Source organism: Desulfolutivibrio sp., from assembly GCF_036584575.1.
Taxonomy (GTDB): Bacteria; Desulfobacterota; Desulfovibrionia; order Desulfovibrionales; family Desulfovibrionaceae; genus Desulfolutivibrio.
Genome location: NZ_JAZHDB010000181.1, coordinates 1 through 2,654 on the forward strand (window position 1 = coordinate 1; position 2,654 = coordinate 2,654).

Annotated in this window: 3 protein-coding genes; all 3 read left to right on the top strand. The window is 64.9% G+C overall.

Annotation, left to right across the window (positions count from 1 at the left end; genetic code table 11):
* Window positions 1-73 precede the first annotated feature (73 nt).
* The 3 genes from miaB to V3572_RS13250 are packed head-to-tail and all read left to right on the top strand — an operon-like array spanning window position 74 to window position 2,567.
* On the top strand, window positions 74-1,402 hold the full coding sequence (gene miaB, locus V3572_RS13240; RefSeq protein WP_332111488.1) for a tRNA (N6-isopentenyl adenosine(37)-C2)-methylthiotransferase MiaB: 1,329 nt from the start codon (window positions 74-76) through the stop codon (window positions 1,400-1,402).
* Between the two features lie 4 nt (window positions 1,403-1,406).
* Window positions 1,407-1,904, top strand: coding sequence for a bifunctional nuclease family protein (locus V3572_RS13245; RefSeq protein ID WP_332111489.1), 498 nt, complete (start codon window positions 1,407-1,409; stop codon window positions 1,902-1,904).
* A gap of 9 nt (window positions 1,905-1,913) precedes the next feature.
* The gene (locus V3572_RS13250) at window positions 1,914-2,567 is read left to right on the top strand and encodes a histidinol phosphate phosphatase domain-containing protein (RefSeq protein WP_332111490.1); all 654 of its coding nucleotides are present in this window, start codon (window positions 1,914-1,916) and stop codon (window positions 2,565-2,567) included.
* Window positions 2,568-2,654: the final 87 nt, after the last annotated feature.

Sequence of the window (2,654 nt, forward strand, 5' to 3'; positions counted from 1 at the left end):
CCCTCCCCCCGCGCCCGGTCAAACCCTGCCCGCGCCTTTACCCCCGGCCAAACAGGCAGTATACTCCCGAACCATGAAATTCCATGTCATCACCTTCGGCTGCCAGATGAACGTCGGCGACTCCGACTGGCTCAGCCGCTCCCTCGTGGCGAAGGGGCTCACCCCGGCCCCCGAAGACGAGGCCGACCTCATTATCATCAACACCTGCAGCGTCCGGGAAAAACCCGAACTCAAAGTCTACAGCATCCTGGGTCGACTGGCCGAATACGCCCTCGAAAAGCCCTATCTGTTCATCGCCGTGGGCGGCTGCGTGGCCCAGCAGATCGGCACGAAGCTCTGGCGACGCTTCCCCCTGGTGCGACTGGTCTTCGGCGCCGACGGCCTGGCCGCAGCACCCCAGGCCATCCTGCGCCTGATCACGGAACCGGGCCTGCGCATCTCGCTTCTCGACTTCACCGACACCTACCCCGAACGCCAGGCGGCCTGGCCCGAAGAAACCGTCCCGGCCCAGGCCTTCGTCACCATCATGCAGGGCTGCGACAACTTCTGCGCCTACTGTATCGTGCCCTTCGTCCGGGGACGGCAAAAATCCCGCCATAGCGCCGCCGTTGTGGCCGAATGCCGCGAACTGGCCGCCCGGGGGGCGCGCGAGATCACCCTGCTTGGGCAAAACGTCAACAGCTACGGCCTGGACGCCTCGGGCGACGGCGCCTCCTTCGCCTCGCTCCTGCACCGGGTGGCCGCCGTGGACGGCATCGCCCGCCTGCGCTTCACCACCTCCCACCCCAAGGATCTGTCCCCCGAGGTCATCGCCGCCTTCGCCGAACTGCCCGCCTTGTGTCCCAGCCTGCATCTGCCGCTGCAATCCGGCTCCGACGCGGTGCTTCGGCGCATGGGCCGCAAATACGACACCGCCAGATACCTCCGGCTGGTCGAAGACCTGAAAAAATCCCGCCCGGACATCAGCCTGTCCACGGACATCATCGTGGGATTCCCGGGCGAAACCGAGGAAGATTTCCAGCAGACCATGGACATGGTCCGTACGGTGGGGTTTGAAAGCGGCTTTTCCTTCATGTACAATGATCGTCCCGGGGTGGCGGCGACACGCTTTGATCCCAAAATCCCAATGGAGATCAAGGCCGAGCGTCTGGCCCGGCTCCAGGTTCTCCTGGACGACCTCCATACGGCGGCCCTGGCCGCCCGGGTGGGAACGCGCACCAAGGTCCTGGTGGAGGGCGCAAGCCGCAAACCCAAACCCGGCCGTCCCTCCTGGCGCGGCCGTGAACCAGGCAACCGCGTGGTCGATTTCGAATATGCAGGCCCAGGCGATCCTACCGGCACGTTCGTCACGGTGGATATCCTTGAAGCCAAAAAGCACTCCCTCCGGGGAAAGGCGGTATGAGGCCATGATAGAAATGAAGGTTTTCGGCCTGGCCCTGGATGAAGACTCCCAGGTTCCCGTGCTCATCCTCAAGGACCGCGAGGAAAAAACCGTCCTGCCCATCTGGATCGGGGCCATGGAGGCCATGGCCATCTCCCTGGCCTTAAACGAAGTCAAACTGCCCAGGCCCATGACCCATGACCTGCTCCTCAACACCATCCACGACCTGGGCGGCAGCGTGGCCTCGGTCTCGATCACCTCGCTTAGCGAAGGCACCTACTACGCCGAAATCGAAGTGGATGTGCGCGGCGAACGCAAACGCATCGACAGCCGCCCCTCCGACGCCATCGCTCTGGCCCTGCGCGCCGAAGTCTCCATCCTGGTGGCCCATGGCGTCTTCGAACAGATGGCCGCCGAGGGAAAAACGACCGGCTCCGTGGTGGCCTTCGGGGCCGAAGATGCGGACAAATGGACGGAGATCCTTGAAAAATTCACCAACGACGAAACCAAATACAAGATGTAGCCGGACACCATGATCGACCTGCATACCCACACCACGTTCAGCGACGGCTGCCTCATCCCCGCCGAACTGGCCCGCCGCGCCGCCAAGGCCGGATACCGCGCCGTGGCCATCACCGACCACGCCGATCACTCCAACATCCGGCTCATCCTGGACAACCTGCTGCGCTTCGTGCGCGAGGCCGGACCCTACCTGGGCATCGACGTCCTGGCCGGCGTGGAGATCACCCACGTGCCGCCGCCGCTCATCCCGAGCCTCATCCACACCGCCCGGCAACTCGGCGCGCAAATCATTGTCGTCCACGGCGAAACCATCGTCGAACCCGTGCTCAAAGGAACCAACCTGGCCGCCATCGAAGGCCGCGCCGACATCCTGGCCCACCCCGGCATCCTCACCCCCCAGGAGGCCGCCCTGGCCGCCGAAAATGACGTGGCCCTGGAAATCACCACCCGCAAAGGCCATAGCCTCACCAACGGCCTCGTCGCCGCCCTGGCCAAGGCCCACGACGCCAAACTGGTCATCAATAACGACGCCCACGAACCCGGCGACTTCGTGGCCCTGGAACTGCGCAAAAAAATCGCCATGGGCGCCGGGCTTACCCCCGACGACTATTCCCAAACCGACAACAACGCCCAACGGATACTCGCCAACGCCCCCCGGGCGTAGCACGCCGTCGGGGAGGAGGCGTCGCCTCCTCCCGGGATGCCGAAGACGCAGACGCGGGGGGGCAGCCCGGGCGGCGGGACCGCGGAT